At 69.0% G+C, this 25050-nt stretch carries 21 protein-coding genes; 9 read left to right on the top strand and 12 right to left on the bottom strand.

The annotated features are described in order from the left end of the window. Positions 1-6: 6 nt before the first annotated feature. From ACQY4O_RS12450 to ACQY4O_RS12415, 8 genes are all read right to left on the bottom strand, one after another. Positions 7-1017 carry a carbohydrate kinase family protein gene (locus tag ACQY4O_RS12450; protein WP_428376681.1) on the bottom strand — a complete coding sequence of 337 codons (1011 nt, stop codon included), beginning with the start codon at positions 1015-1017 and terminating at the stop codon, positions 7-9. Positions 1018-1173: 156 nt separating this feature from the next. Next, positions 1174-1977 (bottom strand): ATP-binding cassette domain-containing protein, encoded by an 804-nt coding sequence (locus ACQY4O_RS12445; protein WP_428376680.1) that lies wholly within the window; start codon positions 1975-1977, stop codon positions 1174-1176. 10 nt (positions 1978-1987) lie between these two features. Beyond that, positions 1988-3001 (bottom strand): ABC transporter permease, encoded by a 1014-nt coding sequence (locus tag ACQY4O_RS12440; RefSeq protein ID WP_428376679.1) that lies wholly within the window; start codon positions 2999-3001, stop codon positions 1988-1990. Next, positions 2989-4002, bottom strand: a complete 1014-nt coding sequence (locus ACQY4O_RS12435) for a substrate-binding domain-containing protein (RefSeq protein WP_428376678.1) — start codon at positions 4000-4002, stop codon at positions 2989-2991. Before ACQY4O_RS12435 ends, ACQY4O_RS12440 begins: the two co-directional genes overlap by 13 nt. 71 nt (positions 4003-4073) lie before the next feature. Next, positions 4074-5528: a hypothetical protein gene (locus ACQY4O_RS12430; protein ID WP_428376677.1), complete on the bottom strand. Its 1455-nt coding sequence runs from the start codon at positions 5526-5528 to the stop codon at positions 4074-4076. Positions 5529-5696: 168 nt separating this feature from the next. Further along, positions 5697-6443, bottom strand: coding sequence for an SDR family oxidoreductase (locus ACQY4O_RS12425; RefSeq protein WP_428376676.1), 747 nt, complete (start codon positions 6441-6443; stop codon positions 5697-5699). Further along, on the bottom strand, positions 6440-7528 hold the full coding sequence (locus tag ACQY4O_RS12420) for a zinc-binding dehydrogenase (protein ID WP_428376675.1): 1089 nt from the start codon (positions 7526-7528) through the stop codon (positions 6440-6442). The genes ACQY4O_RS12425 and ACQY4O_RS12420 overlap by 4 nt, the downstream gene beginning before the upstream one ends. Before the next feature lie 236 nt (positions 7529-7764). Next, positions 7765-8637, bottom strand: a complete 873-nt coding sequence (locus ACQY4O_RS12415; protein ID WP_428376674.1) for an AraC family transcriptional regulator — start codon at positions 8635-8637, stop codon at positions 7765-7767. Between the two features lie 292 nt (positions 8638-8929). Here ACQY4O_RS12415 and rpsD point away from each other — a divergent pair, with 292 nt between their 5' ends. Beyond that, positions 8930-9547 (top strand): 30S ribosomal protein S4, encoded by a 618-nt coding sequence (gene rpsD, locus ACQY4O_RS12410; protein WP_428376673.1) that lies wholly within the window; start codon positions 8930-8932, stop codon positions 9545-9547. A gap of 304 nt (positions 9548-9851) precedes the next feature. Further along, entirely contained in the window at positions 9852-11396 is a 1545-nt protein-coding gene (locus ACQY4O_RS12405) for a peptide chain release factor 3 (protein WP_428376672.1), read from the top strand. A gap of 47 nt (positions 11397-11443) precedes the next feature. On the opposite strand, the gene ACQY4O_RS12400 is transcribed toward ACQY4O_RS12405, so the two are convergent. The 3 genes from ACQY4O_RS12400 to aspS all read right to left on the bottom strand — a co-directional run bounded on the left by ACQY4O_RS12400 (position 11444) and on the right by aspS (position 15231). Then, the gene (locus ACQY4O_RS12400; protein ID WP_428376671.1) at positions 11444-12460 is read right to left on the bottom strand and encodes a glycosyltransferase family 2 protein; all 1017 of its coding nucleotides are present in this window, start codon (positions 12458-12460) and stop codon (positions 11444-11446) included. Positions 12461-12538: 78 nt separating this feature from the next. Beyond that, on the bottom strand, positions 12539-13333 hold the full coding sequence (locus tag ACQY4O_RS12395; protein WP_428376670.1) for a cell envelope integrity EipB family protein: 795 nt from the start codon (positions 13331-13333) through the stop codon (positions 12539-12541). Beyond that, positions 13330-15231 carry an aspartate--tRNA ligase gene (gene aspS, locus ACQY4O_RS12390; protein WP_428376669.1) on the bottom strand — a complete coding sequence of 634 codons (1902 nt, stop codon included), beginning with the start codon at positions 15229-15231 and terminating at the stop codon, positions 13330-13332. The genes ACQY4O_RS12395 and aspS overlap by 4 nt, the downstream gene beginning before the upstream one ends. A 300-nt stretch (positions 15232-15531) precedes the next feature. On the opposite strand from aspS, the gene rnd reads away from it, so the two are divergent. Next, positions 15532-16716: a ribonuclease D gene (rnd, locus tag ACQY4O_RS12385; RefSeq protein WP_428376668.1), complete on the top strand. Its 1185-nt coding sequence runs from the start codon at positions 15532-15534 to the stop codon at positions 16714-16716. A 224-nt stretch (positions 16717-16940) separates the two neighbouring features. After that, entirely contained in the window at positions 16941-17600 is a 660-nt protein-coding gene (locus tag ACQY4O_RS12380) for a GcrA family cell cycle regulator (RefSeq protein ID WP_428376667.1), read from the top strand. Positions 17601-17604: 4 nt separating this feature from the next. On the opposite strand, the gene ACQY4O_RS12375 is transcribed toward ACQY4O_RS12380, so the two are convergent. Next, complete coding sequence (locus ACQY4O_RS12375) at positions 17605-18195, bottom strand: bactofilin family protein (RefSeq protein ID WP_428376666.1); 591 nt, start codon at positions 18193-18195, stop codon at positions 17605-17607. Positions 18196-18612: 417 nt separating this feature from the next. Between ACQY4O_RS12375 and ACQY4O_RS12370 the strand changes: the two genes are divergently transcribed. The 5 genes from ACQY4O_RS12370 (at position 18613) to ACQY4O_RS12350 (ending at position 24401) form a co-directional block, all read left to right on the top strand. Further along, complete coding sequence (locus ACQY4O_RS12370; protein WP_428376665.1) at positions 18613-19611, top strand: adenosine kinase; 999 nt, start codon at positions 18613-18615, stop codon at positions 19609-19611. Positions 19612-19874: 263 nt separating this feature from the next. Further along, positions 19875-21704, top strand: a complete 1830-nt coding sequence (gene typA, locus ACQY4O_RS12365; RefSeq protein WP_428376664.1) for a translational GTPase TypA — start codon at positions 19875-19877, stop codon at positions 21702-21704. Between the two features lie 218 nt (positions 21705-21922). Then, positions 21923-22357, top strand: coding sequence for a hypothetical protein (locus tag ACQY4O_RS12360; protein ID WP_428376663.1), 435 nt, complete (start codon positions 21923-21925; stop codon positions 22355-22357). Between the two features lie 83 nt (positions 22358-22440). Then, complete coding sequence (locus tag ACQY4O_RS12355) at positions 22441-23733, top strand: AmpG family muropeptide MFS transporter (RefSeq protein ID WP_428376662.1); 1293 nt, start codon at positions 22441-22443, stop codon at positions 23731-23733. 56 nt (positions 23734-23789) lie between these two features. Continuing rightward, positions 23790-24401 (top strand): HPF/RaiA family ribosome-associated protein, encoded by a 612-nt coding sequence (locus tag ACQY4O_RS12350; RefSeq protein WP_428376661.1) that lies wholly within the window; start codon positions 23790-23792, stop codon positions 24399-24401. The last annotated feature ends 649 nt before the right edge of the window (positions 24402-25050 follow it).

The raw sequence follows: 25050 nt of genomic DNA, 5'->3' as shown, positions 1-25050 counted from the left end.
AGGCTCTTAGCGCCAGCCCCACTCCGCCGCCAGCGCCAGGCAGCGCTCGCGTGTCTCGATGCCGTCGGTGGTGGCGATGTGGCGCAGGCTGGCCGCCGCTGCGGCATGGCCGAGCGCGAGCGCCTCGTCCAGGGCGCCGTCATCGTGCATCACGCGCAGGAAGCCGGCCGCAAACGCATCCCCGGCGCCGTTCGCGCCAGCGACCAGGTCGGGCGGGATCGCAACCGAGCCGCGCTGCGCCAGGCCGCCATCGCGGGAGAGCGCGAACGCACCCATCGTGTAGTGCACCGCCAGCACCGACATCGCCCCCTGCTCCATGATGACGCGCGCCGCATGCAGGCAGGCGGCGATGTCCGTGACGCCGTCGATGACCGTGTCGATGCCGGCCAGCGCGCCGATCTCGTAGTCGTTCACCACCAGCGTATCGAGCAGCGGCAGGCAGGGCCGCGCCAGCTTTGCCAGCCGATCGGGATCGATGGTCACCAGCTCTAGGTTGGTGCGCAGCCCGGCCTGCCGCGCGGCGCGCAGCACCGTGACCCAGCCGTTCGCGTCGCTGCCGCAGGGCACGTCCATCAGCCGGTGGATGCCCGGCAGGCCGAGATGCAGGACGCGGCCGGTGGTCGCGGTGAAGTCGAAATGCGCGGGCGTCAGCAGTGCGCTGGTGCCCTCCTCGAAGAAATGCGTGCGCCGCCCGCTGCGCTCGGAACAGAACGCGTCGGTCAGATGCGTGCGCGCCTGCGTGGTGACGCGCAGCTGCGCCCGGTCGATGCCGTGCCGGTCGCATTCGGCGATCAGGAACCGGCCCTCCTCGTCATCGCCGACCAGGCCGATGGTCGCCACCGGCATGGCTGGATCGAGCCGGCGTTGGCCGATGGCGAAGTTGCACGCCGAGCCGCCGCCGCGGGTCAGCACGGAGTGCACCGAAACCGACTGGTCCTCCTCGGGCCAGAACGCGATGGTCTTGTTGCGGTCGAAACACCAGCAGCCCCCGGTGACGAAACCTGCGCGCGCTGCCATCGGCTTCCTCTCGCTAGCGGGCTGCCGGAAAGGTAAGGCGAGGGCTCTGCCCTCGACCCGCTGGGGCCAGTCGGCCCCAGACCCCATTTCTTAGGTGAAAGGATTTCAAAGGCGTGCCTTTGATGGGGTCAAGGGGCAAAGCCCCTTGCCTGGAGACTAGGAGACGTCTGCATGCGCCGGGATTGCGCCAGGTATCGCACCGGTCATCAAGCCCACGATGTCGGCCATGCTGGCTTGCTTCGGCGAGGTCAGCATGACGCGCCGGCCGAGGCGCATGACATGGATGCGGTCGGCGACGTCGAACACGTTCGGCATGTTGTGGCTGATCAGCACGATCGCGAGGCCGCGGTCGCGCACGCCGCGGATGAGGTCGAGCACCTGCCCGGTCTCGCGCACGCCCAACGCCGCGGTCGGCTCGTCCATGATCACCAGCCGGCGCGCGAAGGCCGCCGCGCGGGCCACCGCGACGCCCTGGCGCTGGCCGCCGGACAGCGCCTCGACGGCGTTGGTGATCGCCGGTAGCCGGAAGCGCAGCTCGTCCATGTGACGCTGCGCCTCGGCGCGCATGCGCGGCTTGTCGAGCATGCGCAGCCAGCTGCCGAGCGGCCCTGCGCGGCGCAGCTCACGGCCGAGGAACAGGTTCGAGGCGATGTCGAGCGCCGGCGCCACCGCGAGATCCTGATAGACGGTCTCGATGCCGCTGGCCCTTGCGGAGAGCGGCGTTGCGAAGCGCACCGGCTGGCCGTCGAGCAGGATCTCGCCGGCATCCGGCTGCACCGCGCCGCACAGCGTCTTGATCAGGGTGCTTTTGCCGGCGCCGTTGTCGCCGACCACCGCCATCACCTCGCCGGCGCGGACCTCGAAATCCACTCCGTGCAGCACCGCGACATGGCCGTAGCTCTTGGTGATGCCCTTCGCTTCAAGAACTGGTGCTTCGAGAACCGGAAGGGCGTCGCTCATGTGCGATCTTTCAAGTCCGACGCCGCCGGGTGAGCTGGTCGAGTGCGACCGCCGCGATCACCAGGATGCCGGTGACCAGATCCTGCCAGAGCGGGTCGATGCCCTCCAGCGTCAGGCCGTTGCGCAGCACGCCGACGATCAGGGTGCCGATCAGCGTGCCGAACAGGCTGCCGCGGCCGCCGAACAGGCTGGTGCCGCCGATCACCACGGCGGTGATGCTGTCGAGGTTGGCGGTCTGCAGCGCGTTCGGGTCGGCATTCGGGATGCGCCCCAGCGCCAGCCAGGCGCCCAGGCCGTAGATCAGCGCGGCCAGGCTGTAGACCCCGAGCAGCCGGCGGCGCACCGGAATGCCGACCAGGCGGGCGGCCTCGGGATTGTTGCCGAGCGCATAGACCTGCGTGCCCCAGGCGGTCTGGGTCAGCATGTACCAGACGACGAGGTACAGCCCGACCAGGATGATGGTGCCATAGGTCAGCGGCGCGTTGCCGATCCTGATCGCGTTCCCGGTCCAGGCCAGCAGGTCGTCCATCACCGGGAAGGCGCCCCCCTGCGAGATCAGCCGGGTTGCCGCGGTGACGATGCCGAGCAGTCCCAGCGTCACGATGAACGGCGGCAGCCGCAGCCGGCTGACCAGCAGCCCGGCGATGGCGCCGACCGCGGTGCATAGTGCGATCGCCGCCAGCAGGCAGGGCAGCGCCGGATAGCCGACATCGACCAGCTTGCCGGCGACGATGGTGCCGAGCACGCAGATCGCGCCGTTGGCAAGATCGATGCCGGCACTCAGGATCACCAGCGTCTCGCCGACCGCAAGCGCCCCCACGATCACGCTCTGCTGCACGATCAGCGAGAGGTTGTTCGGCGTTGCGAACGTATGCGTGGTCGCCGAGAAGATCGCGCAGAACAGCAGCAGGGTGAACAGCGACCCCGCGACCGGGTTCAGCGCGACCTGCCGTAGCAGCCGTGCGCCGAGACCCGGCGGCCGTTCGCCGATGGTGCTTGCGGCGGCCTCTCCTACCCCCAGCATTTCGACAGGCCCCAGGCCGTGTCGTGCGTCTCGAGGCCGGGGAAGGGGTGGTCGGTGATCGTGGCCGACCCGGTATCGTGCAGGCCGGACGGCTTGGTGCCGTTCTTCGCGTAGTCCACCACGGCATCCACGCCGGCCTTCGCCATCTTGGCCGGGAACTGCATCACCGTGGCGCCGATCGCGCCGCGCTTGACGTATTTCACCCCGAGGCAGCCGCCATCGATCGAGGTCAGCACCACGTCATGCTCGCGCCCCGCGGCCCGCAGCGCGGCATAGGCGCCCTCGGCGGCCGGCTCGTTGATGGTATAGACGACATTGATGTCGGGATGCGCCGACAGCAGGTTCTCCATGCCGGTCTGGCCCTTGTCCTGGGCGCCGTTGGTGATCTGCTTGCCGACGATGGCCGCATCGCCCTCCTTGATGCCGAAGCCCTGCAGGAAGCCGTTATGGCGGAAGGTGTCGACGGTGCCCCCGGGGGTGCCGTCCAGCATCGCAAGCTTCGGCTGCTTGCTGCCGAGAGCCTTGCGGGCGTACTGGCCCTGCTTCACCCCGGCCTGGAAATTGTCGGTGGCATAGGTGGCGTCGACCGCATCCGCGGGATCGGTCGCGGTGTCGAGCGCGATCACCACGATGCCCGCGCGGCGCGCCTTTTCAATCGCGCCGAGCGGGCCGGTGGAGTTGTTGGGCGTGATCAGGATACCTTTGGCGCCGGCGCTGATCAGCGTCTCGATCGCGGCGACCTGGCCTTCGTTGTCGCCGTCGAACTTGCCGGCGCGCGCGATCAGCCGGACGCCGCGGGCGCGGGCCTCGGCCTCGGCGGAGCGACGCAGGGCCACGAAATACGGATTGACCTCGGTCTTGGTGACGAGGCCGACCAGGATCCCGTCGCCGGCCGCCTTCGCAGGAGGTGCCAGGGTGGCCGCAAGGGTGGAGGGGAGTGCTGCGAGCAACGCGATCGCGAGCCAGCCGCGGCGGCTGGTCTGTCTGTCTGTCCTGGTCATGGTGTCCTCCGACGCCGCATCTTTTGTGTGCGGCTGCCACGACCAGAATTAAGGAGCGGGGGCGGAGCTTGTCAAACCTGCGGCCCAGGCCTTGCCAGAGCCGGTCTCGCTGCATCCTGCAGCCGCTGCGCGCCGACGAGCAGCGGCGCCAGCAGCGCGAGCCAGATCACCCGGTTCTGGTAGCGGTCGTGCGGTCCCGACAGGATGCCGGTGACCGCCGCATTGCCGAGCAGGCAGAGCAGCACGGCGGCGCAGAGCAGCGCCATCGGGCTGCGGCGCCTCGCGGCCACCACGAGGCAGGCGAGGGTGCCGGCGACGCCGAGGAGGTAGCCGACGCCATGCAGCAGGCGCATCCAGGGCGGCACGCCGAGCAGGCCTCGGCTCTGCCTTGCCGCCAGGAAGGCGCGGCCCTCGGCGGCCGGGAAATGACGCGCGATCACCGGACCGACCTGATCCGGCCAGGCGTGCAAGCCGTCGCCCGAGCCGAACCGCAGCAGCTGGTGGCCGAAATTGCTCAGGCTGGCGTGCAGGACCTGCAACGGCTGCTCGTGTAGCGCGCGCGAGATGATCAAGCCGGCCTCGAGCGAGAACAGCTTGGCGCCGCCCAGGCTGCTCAGCGGACCCTTGGGCTCCCAGAGGAAATTGTCCGAGCTCGGATACAGCGTCTGGTGCGGCGGCAGCACGTCCACGAACCGGCACAGCTGCCAGTGCTCGGTCGCGCAGTCCCGCTCGAGCACCGCCGCCGCCGGGCCGTCATAGAGCAGCCGGGCCAGCAGGAAGACGTTGCCGAACGGCGACACCGAGAGACGACCGAAGGCGGCGCAGTTCACCGAGCACAGCATGATCACCGCAGCCAGCAGCGGCGACGCCGCCAGCGCCAATCCGCGCAGCCCGAGCGGCCTCGTCGCCCCCAGCAGCTGCCGCGTCGGCAGCAGGATCATCAGCAGCCCGAGCCCGATCCAGAGATGCGACAGGTGGAAGGCGATCATCGCGGCGCACAGGGCGGCGATCGCCAGCAGCTCCAGCGCTGCGAGCGACGCCGGTGCCAGCACCAGGATGGCGAGCAGGATCGTCATCAGGGTGGTGAACAGGTCCGGCATGATCTGGTCGACGAACCAGGGCAGCGGCGTGAGGATCGCGAGCACCGCGCAGAGCGGCAACAGCATGCGGCGCGCGAGCCGCGGCGCGAACGCGCGCATCGCCGCGTCCAGCACGTACAGGGTCAGCAGGGACTGCACGACGATGATCGGCCAGGTGCTGATCTGCCAGTGCAGCAGGAACAGGAACAGGCTGTAGAAGGCAGGCCGGTCCCAGCCGAGATAATGCTGGATCGCCTGGCTGAGATAGGTCCCGCTATCGGCGAACACCAGCGGATAGCCGTTCAGCATCGCCGGCCAGAGCAGGATCACCGCGGCGGGTAGCAGCACCGCGAGGCCGGTCCGGGTCGCGGCCGCGACGGCGGGAGCGCTCGGTTCGGTATCGACTCGAGCGAGGTCGAAATCAGGCCGGGGGATCGTGGCGCTCACGCGATGAGGTCCGGTCGGAGGGTTGAACACGGTGCCCGCCAAAACCGCCGGCAATTCCACCCTAACAGGATGTCATCACCGTAACCACGAAATCTTTACCTCGACTGCGTGTGATCCCTGAATACCGGGCCATTGTGACGCGTTCGACGCATCCCGATCCCGACCGGGTCAGGCGGCGCGGAAGCCGCCATCTACCGCCAGGCAGACCCCGTTGATCATCGCGGCGCCGTCGCCGAGCAGGTAGCAGACCGCGTCCGCCACTTCCTGCGGCTGCACGAACCGCCCCATGGGGATGCGGCTGCGCATCGGCCCCGCCTTGACCGGATCCGACCAGGCAAGAACCGCCATGGGCGTGAGGGTCACCACCGGGTTCACGCTGTTAGTGCGTATGCCGTGCGGCCCGAGTTCGACCGCCATCACTCGGGTCATCGCGTCGAGCGCCCCCTTGGAGGCGCAATACGCGGTGTGGTCAACGATCCCGACATCGGCCGCGATGCTGGAGACGTTGACGATCGCGCCGCCTTGCTTGGCATCGATCAGCCGCCTGGCCACGAACTGGCTGATCCGCATCGGGGCGATCACGTTGACCGCCATGACCGCCTCGAACGCGGCCTGCGTGGTCTCGGTGAAGGGGGCGAGGTGGGTGATGCCGGCATTGTTCACCAGCAGGTCGATCGCCGGCGCATCACGCCGCAACGCCGCCAGCGTGCCGTCGATGTCCGCCAGGTCGGCGGCGATGGTGCGGCAGCCGGTCTCCGCCTGGAGGCTTGCGAGATCGGCGGCGGACCGGCTGAGCGCCACCACCTGCGCGCCGCGTGCGACCAGTCGCTCGACAAGGACCCGGCCGATGCCCTTGCCGGCGCCGGTGACCAGCGCGGTACGGCCCCGGAACTCCTCCCGGTTCGGCTGGGTCAAGCGATCGCCCCGCGGCGGGTGCTGCCCGGGGTCAACAGCACCTTGATGCTGTCCATCGAGCTGGCGCTGCGGATCGCCTCGTCCCAGTCATGCAGGTCGTACTCGTGCGTCACGATGCCGTCCGAGGTCACCAGGCCGCGGGTCAGCAGGTCGATGGCGATCGGATAGCAGTACGGTCCCAGATGCACCCCGCGCACGTCCAGCTCCTTGCGGTCGCCGATGATCGACCAGTCCGCCGAGGTTTCTTTGCCGAACACCGAGAACTCGACGAAGCGGCCGAGCTTGCGCACCAGATCGAGCCCCTGGGTGACGCCGCTCGGCGAGCCGGTGGCCTCGATATAGACGTCGCAGCCGTAGTTGCCGGTGAGCGCCCACACCTCGGCGCGGGCGTCCTGCCGGGTCGGGTTGATGGTGACGTCCGCGCCATAACGTTTTGCCAGGGCCAGCCGCTCGTCCGACATGTCGATCACGACGATGCGGCGGGGGGTCTTGAGCTTGAGCACCTGCACCATCATCAGCCCGATCGGGCCGGCGCCGGCCAGCACCACCACGTCGGCGAGCTGGATGTCGCCGCGCTGCACGGTGTGGATCGCGCACGACAGCGGCTCGATGATCGCGGCGTCGTTGAGCGGCATCTCGTCGGGGATGACGTGCAGGCGCGAGGTCGAGGGCAGGCGCATGTATTCGGCCATGCCGCCGTCGGCGACCTCGCGCTGGAAGCCGAAGATGTTGTGCACCTCGCACATCCAGTACGAGCCGGTGCGGCAGTAGTGGCACTTGTCGCAGGGCACGATCTGCTCGGCGATGACCCGCTGGCCCGCGTGGATGCCGAAATGCTCGGCGGCGCCCTCGCCGAGTTCGTCCACCACGCCGTAGAACTCGTGCCCGGCGATCACCGGCGGCTTGACGTAGGCGCTCTGTGGGCTGGAGCCCCAGAACATCTTCGCCCCCTGCCAGCATTTGCAGTCGCTGGCGCAGATGCCGCACGACGCGATCCGGATCACCGCCTCGCGCGGGCCCGGTGTCGGCCGGGGCACGTCGCTGACCCGGTAGTCCTCCGGGCCGTGGCAGACGATGGCCGTCATCCTCGTGTTCGAGCCTGGACGGGTGTTCGAACCTGACATGATGCGTTCCTCTTACTGCTGAATCTCAGAGCCCGTCTTGTAATGCGCTACGCTGAGCAAGAGTGTCGCATCGCGGCAGCGACGCGACACGGCCGGCGTGCCTTTCGAGAACCGGAGCGGAGCCGCCGTCTGGCGGTGAGCACCGGAAGCGGAGAAAGGCGCGTCGGGTTGCCAGCGTAGTAGCATTATCAGACGGGCTAGGCGGCGTGGGCGGCCTGCTGGCGATGCGCCCTCCGCCAGGCCGATGGCGTCAGCCCGCGATGCAGCAGGAACTGGCGGTTGAAGTTGGACAGGTTGTTGAAGCCGACCGCAAAGCAGATCGCGGTGATGCTGTCGGCGGAATGCAGCAGCAGGTCGCAGGATCGGGCAATGCGCTTCTCGTTGACATAGTGCGTGAAGCACTGCCCGGTCTGCTTGCGGAAGGCGCGGGCGAAGCTGCTCTGGGTGTAGCCGCTCAGCGCCGCCATGTCCGTCTCGCGGATGTTGGCCTGGAAGTTCCGCTCGATATGCAGCAGCACATGCTCCAGCGCCCGGTGGACATAGTCGCCGTCGCTGGGCTGGTAGTGCGGGCTCGACAGACGCCGCCGCCGGCTCGCCGCCAGCAGCCGCATCAGGCCGAAGAACAGCTCCAGCCGCGACGGCCCCCGCGCGGTCAGCAGCGCGGTCATCGGCGCAAACGCGGCCTCGCCGGCCTCGCGCGCGTATTCCAGGCCGCCGATGCTCTCCGCCAGCAGCGGCCGGATCGGGCGCAGCTCGGGGAACGCCGTCATGCAGCCGGTGATGAAGCCCTCGGAAAACTGCAGCACCAGGCAGCGCTGCGGCACGATCTCGCCCGGCGCCACCTCGCTGATCCAGTTGTGCGGCAGGTTCGGGCCCAGGAAGGTGAGATTGCCGGGTGAAAACCGTCCGACATGGTCGCCGACGAAGGACTGCCCGGTGGTGGCGGTGATCAGGTGGATCTCGTATTCCGGGTGGAAGTGCCATTTCACGGTCTTGAAGGGGTAGCCGTGCGTCCAGGCGCGGAAGCTCTCGTCCAGCCTGTGCTCGACCACCTCACGATAGAGACGCATCGCTTCCGTCATCCTCCGCCGGGCCGCCGATCCGAGTGTCTGACCGTCTCTGGGGCCGGCTTGGCCAGCGCCCACCATAGCGTGTGGCCGGCACCGTTGACAGGGTGCGGCGTGACCCGTATAGGCCGCGACTTACTGCCGGGAACGTGGACGGATCCGGTCGGCGAGCCATGTCGCACAGGCAGGCGCGGCGATAACGCGGACCGCGCCCGTCGCGACCACGAGGTCGGGGCCTACCGGTGCAACACCAGCGTCGGACATACCGGTCGCACCAGACGAGAAGGGTTTGCCTGTGAGCAAGCGCCTGGAAAGCAAGTACAAGATCAACCGCCGCCTCGGCGTCAATCTGTGGGGCCGCGCGAAGTCACCGATCAACAAGCGCGAGTACGGCCCGGGCCAGCACGGCCAGCGCCGCAAGCAGAAGCCGACCGACTTCTCGGTGCAGCTGATGGCCAAGCAGAAGCTCAAGGGCTATTACGGCAACATCAGCGAGAAGCAGTTCCGCAAGTATTACGACGAGGCGGTGCGCCGCAAGGGCGACACCTCGGAGAACCTGATCGACCTGCTCGAGCGCCGGCTGGATGCGGTGATCTACCGCCTGAAGTTCGCGCTGACGCCGTTCGCGGCCCGCCAGTTCGTCAACCACGGCCATGTCACGGTGAACGGCCGCAAGGTCAACATCCCGTCCTTCCTGGTGCGCGACAACGACGTGATCGAGGTGCGCGAGAAGTCCAAGCAGCTCGCCGTGGTGCTCGACGCCGTCCAGAACGGCGAGCGCGACGTGCCGGAATATCTCGAGGTCGACCATCGCGCGATGAAGGGCCGCTTCACCCGCTCGCCCAAGCTGACCGACGTCCCCTACCCCGTCACGATGGAACCGAACCTCGTGGTGGAATTCTACAGCCGCTAGCGAGATGGTCCGATAGCGCTACTACGCTGGCCATCCGACGCGCCTGTCTGCGCTTCCGGTGCTCACGGCCAGGAGGCCGCTCCGCTCCGGTTCTCGACAGGCACGACGGGCGGCGCCGGGGGCGCCTCTGACTCAGCGTAGCGCACTCTCGAACCATCTCTCCCGACCTTCCCGGGAAGGCAAGAGAAATGGCACCGGACGGGGACCTCTCCGTCCGGCGCTCTGTATTTAAGGCAGGCGGGTCCGGGGCCGCTCGCCCCGGCGGGTCGAGGGCAGCGCCCTCGCCTTAGTTCAGGGTGAAGTCATGTCCGACGGCGTTGAGGTGATGCGGGGCGAGATCGCGCGGCGGCGGACTTTTGCGATCATTTCGCATCCCGATGCGGGCAAGACCACGCTGACCGAGCGGCTGTTGCGGGCGGGTGGGGCGATCCAGCTGGCGGGGAACGTGCGGGCCAAGGGGGAGCGGCGGCGCACTCGTTCCGACTGGATGGGGATCGAGCGCGAGCGCGGGATCTCGGTGGTGACGTCGGTGATGACGTTCGAGTACGGCGGCTGCATCTTCAACCTGCTCGATACGCCCGGGCACGAGGATTTTTCCGAGGACACCTACCGGACGCTGACGGCGGTGGATTCCGCGGTGATGGTGATCGATGCGGCGAAAGGCATCGAGGAGCGGACGCGCAAGCTGTTCGAGATCTGCCGGCTGCGCGACATTCCGATCATCACCTTCATCAACAAGATGGACCGCGAGGCGCAGGACCCGTTCGCGCTGCTCGACGAGGTGGGCGGCACGCTGGCGCTGGACACGGCGCCGGCGACCTGGCCGGTCGGGCGGGCTTCGGGCTTCGTCGGCACCTACGACCTGCGGGGGCGCGAGATGCACCTGACGCAGACGCTGGCGCAGTCCGATTTGCGGCTGCAGGCGCTCGGCGAGGAACTGGAACTGGTGCGGGGGGCGCTGCCCGAGTTCGACCGGGAGAGCTTCGATGCCGGGCACCTGACGCCGGTGTTCTTCGGCAGCGCGATGCGCGAGATCGGCGTGCTCGACCTGCTCGACGCGCTGGTTTCGTTCGGGCCGCCGCCGCGGGCGCAGGCGACCGAGACGCGTTCGGTGCAGGCGGATGAGGCGGCGATGACGGCGCTGGTGTTCAAGATCCAGGCGAACATGGACCCCAACCATCGCGACCGGATGGCGTTCGCGCGCATCTGCTCCGGGCGGCTGCAGCGCGGCATGCGGCTGCGCCATGTGCGCACCGGCAAGCAGTTCGCGCTGCACACGCCGCAGTTCTTCTTCGCGCGCGACCGCCAGCTGGCCGAGGAGGCGTTCGCCGGTGACGTGGTGGGCATTCCCAACCACGGCACGCTGCGCATCGGCGACACGCTGACCGAGAGCGAGGACCTGCGCTTCACCGGGGTGCCGCATTTCGCCCCCGAGATCCTGCGCCGGGTGCGGCTGGACGATGCGATGAAGGCCAAGAAGCTGCGCCAGGCGCTGACCGAGCTGGCCGAGGAGGGGGTGGTGCAGCTGTTCCGCCCGCAGGATGGCGCGCCGCCGATCGTGGGCGTGGTCGGCACCCTGCAGCTCGACGTGCTGCAGGCGCGGCTTGCGGGGGAATACGGCGTGGCCATCGGGTTCGAGTCGACGCCGTTCGCGCTGGCGCGCTGGGTCAGTGGCGACCGCGCCCGCATGGAGGGGTTCATGGCGGCCAACCGCTCGGCGCTGGCGGACGATCTCGATGGCGATCCGGTCTTCCTGGCGAGCTCCGCCTTCATGATGCGCCGGACCACCGAGGCCAATCCGGGCCTGACCTTCGTCGATATCAAGCAGATCGGCAGCAGCGCCGCCTGAACGGCCGCATCAGGCGAAGAAGCAGAGCAGGATCGAGTGGATCATGCTCAGGCCGAGGCCGTTGCGCTCTCCGGGATCAGCGCGCGGCCCTCGCGGTAGCCGTAATACAGGTAGTGCGGCAGACCGCAGCCGCTCTGGATGGAGATATCCGGGTTGTCTGCGAGATAGGCGGAGCTGTCGAAGGCGACCAGGCGCGGGGGTTGCGCCTCCGAGGCCGGCAGCCGGATCGTGGACAGGCCGCCCGGCACGCTGCGGTGGCGGCGGAGCAGCCTGGCATCCCCGGTCAGCAGGCTCTCGCGAGCGCCGAGGGCGCGCATCTGGTCGGTGAACTGCTCGAAGCGGACCGTGATCCGGTGGTCGAACTGATGCACGTATTCCTCGCGCGACATCAGCAGGTCCTTGATCATGTGGGTGCCCGGCCCGGCATAGCGCCGCATGGCGTCGCGGTCCTCGACATCGACCCGGCGGTACATCTTGCGCCTGGTATGCTCCTGGACGGTCTCGTACGGCTTGTTGTGGAAGTGCAGGTAGGTGAAGTCGGTGTCCCGCGTTCCGACGCACAGCCGCGACTTCGGCTCGTGGTAGCCGCTGTCCAGATCGAGGATCGCATGGCTCGGCAGGAAGCCCTTGGGAAACACCTCGGGGTGGAACCAGTCGGTCTGCGACGGGACGTTGAACAGCGAGGTCCGGATGCCGAGCGCCTGGTCGCACTCCATCAGCCCGTCGAGACCGGCATGGATCGCATCCCGGGTGCAGCTCAGTCCGGTGCGGGTGAACAGTGCCAGGAACTCGTCGCAATCGCACGGCAGCGCGAAATCATAGTCATGATCGCGGTCCCAGCCGTTGATGATGCCGTGCACGATGGCGCCTTTGCGCTCGAACGCCTCGATGCCGACATGCTGCCGGTGGACGCGGACGCCGACCGCCTCGAACTGTTCGAGGATGAAGCAGGTCAACAAATCGCGCGAGCCGTTGTCCAGCACCTCGAGGTTCTCGAAGCCGAACAGGTAGCCGTAGTATTTCAGCCAGGCATCGAGGAGCTGGCCCTCGTCTTTTTGCATCATGATGCAGCGTACGCGCGCCATTTCGCCGTCGACCTGCCCGGTGAGCGGCTGTCTTAGCACTCTTCGCGAGCCGGCGGTTCAGCAATGCGCCGGCGCGGCCGGCACGAAATCCTGCATCACGGCCTTCATCGTGAAGCTGCCGAAATCCATCAGCACCCGATCGGACACGCCGTTCGAGAAGTAGCGCATGGAAGCCTCGTAGTCCGGGCTGATGGTGCCGGCCGCGCGCGAGAAGAACGCGACATGCACCTGCGCCGAGCCGAGGGCTGCGAGCAATGGCCGGTCGGAGTGCGAAGGCGGCGGCTGCCAGCCGGTGATGACGACATAGGTGTCCTGGGCGCCGTCCGGTCCGGTCCCGTCGAACAGCAGCGGGGCGATCGATTTTCGCCCGGCCTGCGCCGCCTGCAGGATCGCCAGCGTATGCGCCATCGGAAACAGCGTGCCCGGCGGCAACGCCACCGTGGCGCGCTGCGGCAGCGTGTAGCCGATGCTGCCGGCGCCGGCGGCCGGCATGGTCGCCTCGCCGCGCACCTGCTCGCTGGTGGCGCCGTTGGCGCGCTGACGCATGTCGAAGGTCAGGTGGCGGCCGTCCTTGCTCTCCAGCGTGGCATAGTCCGACACCAGGGTGGAGGGGCCGCCATCACGGGTCACGGTCTGCAGGCGCAGCTGCTGCTGGGTCGCCCAGCCGGTGCAGGTGTCGGTCACCTGGTAGGTCATGTGACCGGTGGCGGCGACGATGCCGCCGCCCTGCACGTGGTCCAGGCTCAGATCGTAGGTGGCCCGGTGCGCGGCCAGCGTCGCGGCCGAGGCGGCGGCGGCGCACAGCAGAGGGGCCCCCAGCAGCAGGCCGGCAAGCAGCAGGCGCACGCTCACTGGCCCGACTGCTGGGGCGCCGACTGCTGGGGCGCCGACTGCTGGGGCGCCGACGGCTGGGGCTCCGGCTCTCGGGGCCCCGATTCCTGGGGAACCGACTTCAGCGGGCCGCCGACGGTCTTGACGGGGGGCAGGTCGAGCTGCAGCGACAGCTCCTTGAGGCGCCTCGCATCGACCGGCGCCGGCGCGCCCATCATCGGGTCCTCGCCCTGCTGGTTGAGCGGGAACAGGATGACCTCGCGTATGTTCGGCTCGTCGGCCAGCAGCATGACGATGCGGTCGACGCCCGGGGCCGAGCCGCCATGCGGCGGGGCGCCGAAGCGGAACGCGTTCAGCATGCCGCCGAACCGCGCCTCGACCTCGGTCGACGGGTACCCCGCGATCTGGAAGGCGCGGATCATCAATTCGGGCAGGTGGTTGCGGATCGCGCCGGACGACAGCTCGATGCCGTTGCAGACGATGTCGTACTGGAACGCCTTGATGGTCAGCGGGTCCTGGCTGTCCAGGGCGTCCAGGCCGCCCTGCGGCATCGAGAACGGGTTGTGGCTGAAATCGATCTGCCCGGTCTCCTCGTTGATCTCGTACATCGGGAAGTCGGTGATCCAGCAGAACCGGAAGGCATCTTTTTCAACGAGGTCGAGTTCGGCCGCGATCCGGGTGCGCACCATCCCTGCGAATTTCACCGCCTCGGAAGCGGGGCCGGCGACGAAGAAGACCGCATCCCCGGCGCGGAGCCGGCAGGCCTCGCGCACGGCCAGGGCCCGCTCGGCCTCGAGATTGCGGGCGATCGGACCCTGTGCGTTGCCCTGCTCATCGAAGGTGATGTAGCCGAGGCCGCCCATACCCTCGGCGCGGGCCCACTCGTTGAGCTTGTCGAAGAACGAGCGCGGCCGCGCGCCGGCGCCCGGCGCGGGAATGGCGCGTACCGTGCCGCCGCCGGCCGCGATGCGCGCGAACAGGCCGAAGCCGGAGCCGGCGAACGGCGCGGTGACGTCGGTGATGACGAGCGGGTTGCGCAGATCGGGCTTGTCGCTGCCGTACAGCGCCAGCGCCTGCTCGTACGGGATGCGCGGGAACGGGGTAGGGCTGACCGCGCGGCCCTGGCCGAACTCCTCGAAGATGCCGGCCATCACCGGCTCCAGCGTGGCGAACACGTCCTCCTGGGTGACGAAGCTCATCTCGAAATCGAGCTGGTAGAACTCGCCCGGCGAGCGGTCGGCGCGGGCCGCCTCGTCGCGAAAGCAGGGTGCGATCTGGAAGTAGCGGTCGAAGCCCGCGATCATCGCGAGCTGCTTGAACTGCTGCGGCGCCTGCGGCAGGGCGTAGAACCGGCCCGGATGCAGCCGCGCCGGCACCAGGAAGTCGCGCGCGCCCTCTGGGCTGGAGGCGGTCAGGATCGGCGTCTGGAACTCGGTGAAGCCCTGCGCGATCATCCGCGCCCGCAGGCTGGCGATCACGCCGGCGCGCAGCATCATGTTGCGGTGCAGCTTGTCGCGCCTGAGGTCGATGTAGCGGTAGCGCAGCCGCAGCTCCTCCGGGTAGCTCTCGGTGCCGGCGACCTGCAGTGGCAGCACGTCGCTGGCCGATTGCACCTCGAGCGCCTTTGCCCGCAGCTCGATCTCGCCGGTGGCGAGCTTCGCGTTCACGGTGGCGCCTTCGCGCAGCACGACGTCGCCGGTGACCGTGATCACGCTCTCGACGCGCAGCCGCTCGGCGGCGGCCAGCAGGTCGGAGCCGGCCGGGAACACGATCTGGGTGATGCCGTGATGGTCGCGCAGGTCGATGAACAGCAGCCCGCCATGGTCGCGCTTGGAGTGCACCCAGCCGGACAGGCGGGCGGTCTGCCCGGCATCGGTGCCGCGCAATCGAGCGCAGCTGTGGGTGCGGTAGGGATGCATGCAAGTGTCCTGTCGGCAAGAAGGGGAGGCTGTCTGGAAACAGCTGCTGCTGGCGATCCGACGCGCCTTTTCTGTGCTCCGGGGCTCACGGCCAAGGAGGCCGCTCCGCTCCGGTGCTCGAAAAGCCACGCCGGCCGCGGCCCTTCAGGCCGCTCTCATCCGGCATCAGCTGTTTCCAGACAGCCTCTAGGGCAAGAAGCCGCCGCGGTCGGGGACTGTCAATGTTGCTGCGCGCGAGCAGGGCGTCACGGTAAGCCACGCTGCTTTCGTGCCCGGCCATGCGGGTGTAACAGCCTTGGCATGCCACGTCCCAGCCGATCGCCTTATCCCGAGCCGGTGCTCGTCACCGAGACCGCGTCACTTGCCGCCCTCGTCGAACGCCTGCGCCAGGAACGCTTCGTCACCATCGACACCGAGTTCGTGCGCGAGCGCACCTACTACCCGGAGCTGTGCGTCGTGCAGCTCGCAGGCCACGCCGAGGTCGCGGTGATCGACGCCGTGGTGGTCACGCTCGACCTCGCGCCCCTCGCCGCCCTGCTTGACGATCCGGCGGTGGTCAAGGTGTTCCATGCCGCGCGCCAGGACCTGGAGATTTTTCTGTACCGGTTCGGCCGGCTGCCGGCGTCGGTGTTTGATACCCAGGTGGCGGCGATGGTGGCGGGCTTCGGCGACCAGGTCGGCTATGACAGCCTGGTCGCCTCGCTCACCGGCGGCGAGATCGACAAGGCGCACCGCTTCAGCGACTGGTCGGCGCGCCCGTTGTCACCGGCACAGGTCGCCTATGCCGCCGCCGACGTGACCTGGCTGCGCGACGTTTACGAGGCGCTGCGCGCCCGCCTGGTGCGCGAGGGGCGGCTTGAATGGGTGGCGCAGGAGATGGCGGTGCTGGGCGATCCGCAGACCTTCCGCCCCGATCCCGAGACGCTGTGGGAACGGCTGCGGCCGCGCACCGGCAACCGGCGCATGCTGGGCGCGCTGCGCGCGATCACCGCCTGGCGCGACCGCGAGGCGCAGCGGGTCAACATCCCGCGCTCGCGCCTGCTCAAGGACGAGAGTCTGTTGGAGATCGCGGCCACCGCGCCGCGCGACATCGAGGCGCTGACACGCATACGGGGCGTCAGCCGGGGCTTTGCCGAGGGCCGGGCCGGCACCGGGCTGCTGGCGGCCATCGAGGCCGCGCGGGGGGAGCCGGAGGCCGGCCTGCCGACCGTGGCGCGCCGGGACGGGCCGCGCCCGTCGCCGGCGCTGGTGTCGCTGCTCAAGGTGCTGCTGGCGGCCAAGGCGGAACAGCACGACGTCGCGCCGCGGCTGCTGGCCTCCTCCGAGGAGATCGACCGGCTGGCGGCGGAGGAGGCGCCGGACATCCCGGCGCTGCAGGGCTGGCGCCGCACGGTCTTCGGCGACGACGCGCTGGCCCTCAAGGGCGGGTTGGTGTCGCTGGGCGTGGATGGCAAGCGGATCAGGCTGCTGCGGACACCGGATTGACCGTGTTGCACTCCGAGTCGCAGCCGAATCGAGGAATTTCCGGGTGATCGGCGGCCCCGGCTCTGGTTGTCTGAAACGCCAGATAGATTATCGTTAAAATATAGTTATCCACACGACTGGTGGGGGTTCCCCTCGATTCTGTCCACAAGATTTTGTGGTTGGTTCGTTGAGATCGCGGATTTTTTGCCCTATCGTCGGATCTCCTATCCAGGAGGAGCCGGGCGATGGAATGGAACGAGGAGACGATCTCCCGTTTGCGCAGTCTCTGGCAGGAGGGGCATTCCACCGCCGAGATCGGCCGGCGAATGTCCATCACCAAGAACGCCGTGGTCGGCAAGGCGCATCGTCTCATCTTGCCGCCGCGGCCATCGCCGATCCGCAAGGGGCTGGTGAGTGCTCCGGGCGGCTCGGTTGCGGGCAGGGGCTCGCATGCGGCACGTCCGTCGGCATCGATCCGCGCCGCCGCGCGGCCGGCGCCGCCGGCTGGTGCGCCGGTGCGGCTGGTCCCGGACGCGGCTCGCACCGCGGCGCGAGGCTATTCCGGGCTCCCGAACGAGCCGGTGGCAAGCCGCTCTCCAGGGAACCGCTGCAACGTCACCCCGATGCGCCGGCCGGTGTCGGCGCCGGATGCACGCGAGCACGCACGCGATCACACACGCGGCCACACACGTGATTCTGGCGCGGACAACGACACCGGCGGCTATCGCTCCCTCGGCCGGTCCGAGCCGCGACGACGCGGGCTCGCCTGCTGCTGGCCGCTCGGCGAGCCCGGCACCAAGCAGTTCCGGTTCTGCGGCGGCGATCCGATCCCGGGCAAGCCGTACTGCACCGAGCATGCCCAGCTCGCCTACGTGAAGCTGCGCGACCGCCGCGATACCGCCTGACTGCTCAGCCCAGCGAGGCGGTGCCGCTCTCCTTCGGATGCACCGCAGGATGCACAGCCTGGGGCAGCACCGGGGCCGGCGACACCGGGTCGGCGCCCTGGTCCAGCCCGCCCGCCAACGGCGCCTTGGCGGCATCCTGGCCGAAGCTGGTCTCGAACTGGCCGGTCACCTGGCCGCCGGGCTCGACGGTCAGCGAGCCGCACTTCGCACTCCCGATCACCCGGCCGGTCGGGCGGATGGTCAGGGTGCCGGTCGCGGTCAGGGTGCCATCCACCGTGCCGGCGACCTCGGCATCCTGCACCTGGGCAGAGCCGCGGAACATGCCGCCCGGCGCCACATGCAGCTCGATCGCCGCGATCATGCTCGCCTCGACGGTGCCCTCGACCACGAGCCGCTCGGCATCCTGCACCGTGCCCTGGACGCTAATCCCGCGACCCACCACCAGCGTGCGCTTCTCGACCGCCTCGCGTGGCCGCTGGCCGCTGTTCGGTTGCAGGGTCGTGGAAGCCCCGAAGCCACCGCCGGACCCGAGGCCTGGACGCGGCGCGGGCGGCGCCGCTGGCAGTGGTGGCGTCGAGAAGGGAGCACGACCCATGGTTTGGGCCTCCTGTTGGGCTGGGGGAAGCGGGCGGGTTGCCGGGAGCGGACGGCTCGGTGGATCCAGCACGCCCGGCGCCGGCGCACCGGAGTCGCCCCCCGGCGTCTGGGGGGCCGGAGTCTGGGGCGCCGGCCGGTAGGGTGGCATGCCGAGACCGGCGCCGAAGTCGCGGCCGCCGGTGCCGGACGCCGGCACGACGGTCGCCACCGGTCCGGTTCCGGGAGGCGGATCGTCTGGCTTGCGTCGCTTGAACACTGTTCCTGTCCCGATCGTTCGTTGCGACCGCTCTACACGCGCAAGTGGTAGCGTTGCAACGACAAGCTTCCGGCCGGCGCTTGCCGGTGCGGCGGTCCCGGTGATACGCGCAGCCGGGTGATACGCGCAGCAGCCTGATCGCCAAGCCGGGACCCACCGATGCATTTCGCCGAAGCAGCTTTCGATATCACCGGTATCGGCAATGCGATCGTGGACGTGCTGGCCCCGGTACCGGCCGGCTTCCCCGAGCAGCAGGGCATGGTGCCGGCCAGCATGTCGCTGATCGACGCAATCCGGGCGGCCGAACTCACGGCGCTGGTCAATCCGGTTGCGCGCACCGGCGGCGGCTCGGCGGCCAACACCTGCGTGGTGGCGGCGGCACTCGGCGCCCGCGTGGCCTATCTCGGCAAGGTCGCCGACGACGAGGCCGGCCGGGTGTTCCGGCTCGACATCGAGGCGGCCGGGATCGCGTTCCCCTCCGCCCCGCTGAGCGAGGCGACACGCGGCGATCGCGACACGGCGCTCTGCGTCATCCTGGTGACGCCGGATGGCCAGCGTACGATGAACACCTATCTGGGCGCCTGCACCGCGTTCGCCGAGGCCGACGTGCTGGCCGAGGCGATCGCGGGCGCGCGCGTCACCTATCTCGAAGGCTACCTGTTCGACCCGCCCCAGGCGCAGCGTGCGTTCCGGCGCGCCGCCGAGATCGCGCACGCGGCCGGCCGCCACGTGGCGCTGACCCTGTCCGACCCGTTCTGCGTCGGGCGCCACCGCAGTGCCTTCCGCGCGCTGGTGGCGGGTGGCGTCGATATCCTGTTCGCCAACGAGCAGGAGATCCTGTCGCTGTACGAGACCGCCGACTTCGAGGCGGCGGCCCGGCATGCGTCGGCCGACGTGGCGCTCGCGGTACTGACCCGGTCCGAGCATGGCAGCCTTGTCGTGCGCGGCGACGAGCGGGTGCGCATTGCGGCAGTGCCGACCAGGGTGGTCGATACCACCGGGGCCGGCGACGCGTATGCCGCCGGGTTCCTCACCGCCTTGACGCAGGGGCGGACGCTCGCCGAATGCGGCCGCGTCGGCTCGGTCGCCGCAGCCGAGATCATCTCGCATTACGGCGCCCGGCCGGAAGCGGACCTGCGGCAACTCGCCGGGCTCTGATCCGCCCGCGCCGTCCTTAGGGCGCCGGCTGCGCCAGCATCGAAAGTTCCGGCTGCGCCAGCATCGAAAGTTCCGGCTGCGCCAGCATCGAAAGTTCCGGCTGCGCCAGCATCGAAAGTTAAAGCGTGCAATGCGTGCGCTGCACCATTATCTAGCCGCGTAACACCCTATCATTGCAGCCGCTGCCTGGCACCCGGATGATGCGTTCCGGAGGCTCGATGTGCCGGCTGCCCGCACGCTGAAGAAAGCCGGGTCAGACCGTCATGGACATTCGCAACATCGCCATCATCGCCCATGTCGACCATGGGAAGACCACCCTCGTCGACCAGCTGCTGCGGCAGTCGGGCACCTTCCGCGACAACCAGCACGTGGCCGAGCGGGCGATGGACAGCAACGACCTGGAGCGCGAGCGGGGCATCACCATCCTTGCCAAGTGCACCAGCGTCGAGTGGAAGGGCGTGCGCATCAACATCATCGACACGCCGGGCCACGCGGATTTCGGCGGCGAGGTCGAGCGCATCCTGAACATGGTGGACGGTGCCATCGTGCTGGTCGATGCCGCCGAAGGGGCACTGCCGCAGACCAAGTTCGTCGTCGGCAAGGCGTTGGCCCGCGGCATCCGTCCGATCGTGGTGGTGAACAAGGTCGATCGCCAGGACGCGCGTCCGGACGAGGTGCATACCGAGGTGTTCGACCTGTTTGCGGCGCTCGGCGCCGACGACCACCAGCTCGACTTCCCGATGCTGTACGCCTCCGGCCGCCAGGGCTGGGCCGACACCACGCTGGAGGGGCCGCGCAAGGATCTCTCGGCACTGTACGACCTGGTGCTGAGCCATGTGCCGGCGCCGCATCTCGATACCGAGGCGCCGTTCGCGATGGTCGCCTCGATCATGGAATACGACAACTTCCTCGGCCGCGTGCTGACCGGACGCATCGAGCAGGGCCGGGCGCGTTTGAACATGCCGGTGCGGGTGCTGCGCGCCGACGGCACCGTGGTCGAGACCGGCCGGCTGACCAAGCTGCTGACCTTCCGCGGCCTGGAGCGGGTCTCGGTGGACGAGGCCGGCACCGGCGACATCATCGCGGTCGCGGGGTTGTCGGAGGCGACCATTCCGGAGACCATCGCGTCGCCGGAGGTGACCGCGGCGCTGCCGGCGATCCCGGTCGATCCGCCGACGCTCACCATGACCTTCCGGCTGAACGATGGCCCGTATGGCGGCCGTGACGGCAAGAAGGTGACCTCGCGGCAGATACGCGAGCGGCTGATCCGCGAGACCGAGGGCAATGTCGCCATACGCGTCACCGACAGCCCGGAGAGCGAGGCGTTCGAGGTGGCCGGGCGCGGCGAGCTGCAGCTCGGGGTGCTGATCGAGACCATGCGCCGAGAGGGCTTCGAGCTCACCATCGGAAGGCCGCGCGTGCTGACGCGCCTGAATGAGGCGACCGGCGAGCGCGAGGAGCCGTTCGAGGAGGCGCTGATCGATGTCGACGAGGCGTTCTCCGGCGTCGTCGTGGAAAAGCTGAGCCTGCGGCGTGGCCAGATGCAGGACATGCGCCCGTCCGGCGCCGGCAAGGTGCGGCTGACCTTCCACATCCCGTCGCGCGGCCTGATCGGCTATCACGGCGAGTTCCTGACCGACACCCGCGGCACCGGCATCATGAACCGCTCGTTCACCGGCTACCAGCCCTGGGCCGGCACGATAGAGGGTCGCCGCAACGGCTCGCTGATCTCGTCCGAGGATGGCGCGGCCGTGCAGTATGCGCTGTGGTACCTGCAGGAGCGCGGTGCGCTGTTCGTGAGCCCGGGCGAGAAGGTCTATGTCGGCATGATCCTGGGCGAGCACTCGCGCGGCTCGGACCTCGAGATCAACCCGATCAAGGAAAAGAAGCTCACCAATATCCGTGCCGCCGGCAAGGACGATGCGATGCTGCTGACGCCGCCGCGTCGCATGAGCCTGGAGCAGGCGATCGCCTATATCGAGGATGACGAGCTGGTCGAGGTGACGCCCGCGGCGGTGCGGCTGCGCAAGCGCTATCTCGACCCGCACCAGCGCAAGCGGGCCGAGCGCAAGTCCGACAGCGACGCGGCCTGATCCACTCGTTCCGCGGCTTTGCCGGGGGCGCGCCGACCCGCCCGCAATCGCAACGAATGATTGTGTTGTAAATCAGGCAGATTCGTTGGAACCTTGCGATTGCGATTGAACTTTCCCGCACGACGCGGGCGGGAACGCGTGCTATGGACACGCCTGCAAGCAGCATCATGCGATGTGGCCCCTGCAATTTGTCGCATCTCCCAGGATCGGAGACTTCCATGACGCTCACCACCCGGTTCCTCGCCACCGCTTCGGCGTTCGCGCTGATGGCGACGGCCGCTCCGGCTTTCGCGCAGACGACGACGTCGGCTCCGAACACGATGGCGCCGCCCGCCACCAGCACCCCGGCCGCGCCGTCCGCGACCCCGAGCGCCCCGGCTCCGAACATGGCCGCCCCGGCAACCACGCCGCCGCCCGGCGCGATGACGCCGCCGGCCGACACCGCGCCGCCTGCCGCCTCCGCCCCTCCGGCGATGACGGCGCCCTCCACGGCCGCCCCCTCCCAGACTGCCCCCTCCCAGACGGCGCCCTCTGCTGCCGCTCCGGGGGGCACGACGCATAGGCACCATGCGCACCATCACGCCACCGGTACGCACCATCACCACCACCACCACCACAAGAAGCCGAGCACGACGCCGCAGCCCGCGGGCTGAGCCGATCCGCCTCGCGAGGCAGGACGGGCGGATCGTGTCCGTCCGTCCTGCCGATGCCGCTCCCTGATCGGCGGCGCTGATCGGTGCCTGGTGAACGGCTGAGCGGCACGCGCCGGCCGCTGGCACTGATGGGCCTGCTCGGCTTCGCCTCGGGCCTGCCGATCTACCTGACCTTCTTCACGCTGCAGCAATGGATGAGCGAAAGCGGCGTGTCGCTGCGCGCCATCGGGCTGACCGCCTGCATCGGCCTGCCCTACCTGCTGAAGTTCCTCTGGGCACCGTTGCTCGACCGCCTGCCGCCCGGCGCGCTGGCCGGCATCGGCCGTCGTCGCGGCTGGCTGCTGCCGGTGCAGGTGGCGCTGACCGCTGCGATCCTGCTGATGGCCGCGTCCGACCCGCATCGCCATCCGCTCGGGCTGGTGCTGGCGGCGCTGCTGCTCGCCTTCTTCTCGGCGAGCCAGGATGTCGTCATCGATGCCTGGCGCATCGAGAGCTTTCCGTCGCGCCTGCAGGCTGCGGCTCTCGGCTGCTATGTCTGGGGCTACCGGATTGCCATGCAGGTCTCCGGCGCGGGCGCGATTTTCCTGGCCGGCCGCCTCGGCTGGCATGGCGCCTATGCCGCGATGGCCGCCTGTTCGCTGCTCGGGCTGCTGGCGACGCTGCTGGTCCGCGAGCCGGCGCGCCCGAAGGTCGCGGACGCGCCGGCGGGGTGGGACGCGCCAGGCTGGGACGCCCAGGTACGAGCCCGCGTGGTGGCGCCGCTGCGCGACCTGCTCGGTCGGCCAGGCTCCGGCCTGGTCGTCGCCTTCGTGCTGCTGTTCAACCTCGGCACCCAGATGGCCGACACGATGGCCGCCCCGTTCTACCACGCGCTCGGCTTCAGCCGGGACGCGGTGGCGCTGGCCAACGGCCTGCCGGCGCTGGCCGCGGCGCTGCTCGGGGCGGCGGCCAGTGCGGTCTGCGTGGCGCGCTATGGCGGCTCGCGCACGCTGATCATCGCGGCGATGGTGCAGATGGCCTCGATGGGGCTGTACCTGGCGCTCTACCGGGTCGGGCCGCAAACCGCGATGCTGCTCGCCAAGGTGACGCTCGAAGGCTTCGCCGAGGCGCTGGCGACCACCACCTTCCTGACCTACCTGTCCCGGCTCTGCTCGCTCGAATACACCGCCACGCAATATGCGCTGCTGTCCTCGATGGCGCCGGTTGCCTGGCGCACGCTGGGTGGGGGCACCGGCATCGCCGCGCAGGCGCTGGGCTGGCCGGCATTCTTTGCCGGCGCGATCCTGTGCGCGCTGCCCGGCATCCTGATCATGCTGACCCTGATGCGGCGCTATCCGTCCGGCCTGCCGCCGCGCGTGCGTCCCGTGTCCGCCTGAACCGCGCCTGCGGCTGGACGTTGCATAGACTATGGCAGAGCATGATCTAACGGATCATGCTCTGGGCCGGCAGGCTACGAAAGGCTGCGTTCAGGATGGAACGACCACTCGACATCGCATTCCACGGTCTGGAGCACTCGGACAGCGTCGAGGCCGAAATACGCAAGCACGTGGAAAAGCTGGAGACGCGCTACGGGCGGCTGACGGCCTGCCGGGTCTCGATCGAGGCGCTGCACCAGCAGCACCAGAAGGGCAACCAGTTCGAGGTGCATATCATCCTCTCGGTGCCGGGGCGCGAGCTCGCGGTGTCGCACGAGCCGCACCGCACCCGGGAGCGCTACGCCAACCCGGACGTCTATACCTCGCTGCGCGACGCCTTCCGGGCCGCCGAGCGGCAGCTCGAAGGCTACAAGGGCCATGTCCGCGAGGCCGTGTCGGCGCCCAACGCAGCCGCCCTGTCCGGCCAGGTGACGCTGAAGGAACCGGGCCAGGATCACGGCTTCATCCTCAACAGCACCGGCTCGCAGATCTATTTCCACCGCGACAGCGTCACCGACGGCGACTTCGAGGCGCTGCGCGAAGGCGACCTGGTGCATTACGTCGAAGAGGCCGGCAGCGCCGGGCCGACCGCGACCAAGGTGCGGGTGGGCGGCAGCCGCAAGGCGTGATGCCGCGACGGGGAGGGGCGACGGTCGTGTCGCTGACCGGCCATCCTTGCTCGCGCGACAGCCGCACCATGCCCGCTCCAGACTGGGCTCGCTGATCAGACTGGCTCTTGCGGTTGGAGGTCTGTGGCGCTCCAGCTCACGACAGTGACCGGCGGGCACCTGGTCGACACTCCGGGTTGCGGGCTGCCTTGTCGAGAGTGGCGTCATCATCCTGACCGGGAGGCTGTGTCCGCTCTGTTGACGGAGGCCGAAGGCGGTGGCCAACCCGCTCGGTAGTGATGCAGGCCGGCAACACCAGGCAGGTTTCGATCGGGTTCACCCAAATCTAATTCTCTCGGGGCTGTCCGACCTGCTTGCCGAATGACGGTCATGCAACAAAACCACGCCTTTGAACGGAACAGAGCCTGCAAAGCGCCCAGTCGTCAGGCAATCCGGTTTGGAAATCCGTACATTCAGGCTTCGACAACGATCTTGTTGCACTTTTCAGGTGGTTCCTGATCAATCCGGGCTCAAATCGTAAGCAAGGTACCTGGCGCTATACTGGCACACTCTTTGCCTGGGCTTGAGCAGGAGAGCGGCTAGAAACGATGTGAGCAGGAGTTGCCTGGTGATCAAGTTTCGATGGTCGAACACAATGATACTGATCCTG

The organism is Lichenicoccus sp. (genome assembly GCF_965277665.1).
Classification (GTDB): domain Bacteria; phylum Pseudomonadota; class Alphaproteobacteria; order Acetobacterales; family Acetobacteraceae; genus Lichenicoccus.
Note: the sequence above shows the minus strand (reverse complement) of the source record. Positions and strands in the feature narration are given on the sequence as shown.

Bases quoted from the DNA above. Each gene is read 5' to 3' on its own strand.
- ACQY4O_RS12450 (WP_428376681.1), bottom strand. From the start codon at position 1,017: ATGGCAGCGCGCGCAGGTTTCGTCACCGGGGGCTGCTGGTGTTTCGAC.
- ACQY4O_RS12445 (WP_428376680.1), bottom strand. From the start codon at position 1,977: ATGAGCGACGCCCTTCCGGTTCTCGAAGCACCAGTTCTTGAAGCGAAG.
- ACQY4O_RS12440 (WP_428376679.1), bottom strand. From the start codon at position 3,001: ATGCTGGGGGTAGGAGAGGCCGCCGCAAGCACCATCGGCGAACGGCCG.
- ACQY4O_RS12435 (WP_428376678.1), bottom strand. From the start codon at position 4,002: ATGACCAGGACAGACAGACAGACCAGCCGCCGCGGCTGGCTCGCGATC.
- ACQY4O_RS12420 (WP_428376675.1), bottom strand. From the start codon at position 7,528: ATGACGGCCATCGTCTGCCACGGCCCGGAGGACTACCGGGTCAGCGAC.
- ACQY4O_RS12415 (WP_428376674.1), bottom strand. From the start codon at position 8,637: ATGCGTCTCTATCGTGAGGTGGTCGAGCACAGGCTGGACGAGAGCTTC.
- ACQY4O_RS12405 (WP_428376672.1), top strand. From the start codon at position 9,852: ATGTCCGACGGCGTTGAGGTGATGCGGGGCGAGATCGCGCGGCGGCGG.
- ACQY4O_RS12400 (WP_428376671.1), bottom strand. From the start codon at position 12,460: ATGATGCAAAAAGACGAGGGCCAGCTCCTCGATGCCTGGCTGAAATAC.
- aspS (WP_428376669.1), bottom strand. From the start codon at position 15,231: ATGCATCCCTACCGCACCCACAGCTGCGCTCGATTGCGCGGCACCGAT.
- rnd (WP_428376668.1), top strand. From the start codon at position 15,532: ATGCCACGTCCCAGCCGATCGCCTTATCCCGAGCCGGTGCTCGTCACC.
- ACQY4O_RS12380 (WP_428376667.1), top strand. From the start codon at position 16,941: ATGGAATGGAACGAGGAGACGATCTCCCGTTTGCGCAGTCTCTGGCAG.
- ACQY4O_RS12375 (WP_428376666.1), bottom strand. From the start codon at position 18,195: ATGGGTCGTGCTCCCTTCTCGACGCCACCACTGCCAGCGGCGCCGCCC.
- ACQY4O_RS12370 (WP_428376665.1), top strand. From the start codon at position 18,613: ATGCATTTCGCCGAAGCAGCTTTCGATATCACCGGTATCGGCAATGCG.
- typA (WP_428376664.1), top strand. From the start codon at position 19,875: ATGGACATTCGCAACATCGCCATCATCGCCCATGTCGACCATGGGAAG.
- ACQY4O_RS12360 (WP_428376663.1), top strand. From the start codon at position 21,923: ATGACGCTCACCACCCGGTTCCTCGCCACCGCTTCGGCGTTCGCGCTG.
- ACQY4O_RS12350 (WP_428376661.1), top strand. From the start codon at position 23,790: ATGCTCTGGGCCGGCAGGCTACGAAAGGCTGCGTTCAGGATGGAACGA.